The organism is Microseira wollei NIES-4236 (assembly GCF_020521235.1).
Classification (GTDB): Bacteria; Cyanobacteriota; Cyanobacteriia; order Cyanobacteriales; family Aerosakkonemataceae; genus Microseira; species Microseira wollei.
In genome coordinates this window covers 1-682 of record NZ_BLAY01000502.1, presented here as the reverse complement: position 1 = coordinate 682, position 682 = coordinate 1, and the positions used below count along the sequence as shown (strand labels likewise).

1 pseudogene is annotated in these 682 nt (G+C 44.3%); it reads left to right on the top strand.

Annotation, left to right across the window (positions count from 1 at the left end):
* Window positions 1-682: pseudogene (locus MiSe_RS49540) on the top strand (tetratricopeptide repeat protein); the annotation flags it as partial.

The window sequence follows — 682 nt, the reverse complement described above, 5'->3', positions numbered from 1 at the left end:
GTCCGCTACAGCGAAGCGGAACCTTTGTATTTGCAAGCTTTACAATTGAGAAAAAGACTGCTGGGAGAAGACCATCCGGATGTTGCCCTCAGTTTGAATAATCTGGCAGGACTCTACAACTCTCAAGGGCGCTATAACGAAGCCAAATATTTCTATATACAAGCATTATAACTCTACAAAAGACTGCTGGGAGATGACCATCCTGATGTTGCCAATAGCCTGAATAATCTTGCGACACTGTACCATGCTAAAGGACGCTACAGCGACGCGGAACCCTTGTTTTTGCAAGCATTAGAACTCTATAAAAGACTGCTGGGAGAAGACCATCCGGATGTTGCCCTCAGTTTGAATAATCTGGCAGGACTCTACAACTCTCAAGGGCGCTATAACGAAGCCAAATATTTCTATATACAAGCATTATAACTCTACAAAAGACTGCTGGGAGATGACCATCCTGATGTTGCCAATAGCCTGAATAATCTTGCGACACTGTACCATGCTAAAGGACGCTACAGCGACGCGGAACCCTTGTTTTTGCAAGCATTAGAACTCTATAAAAGACTGCTGGGAGAAGACCATCCGGATGTTGCCCTCAGTTTGAATAATCTGGCAGGACTCTACAATTCTCAAGTCCGCTACAGCGAAGCGGAACCTTTGTATTTGCAAGCTTTACAATTGAGAA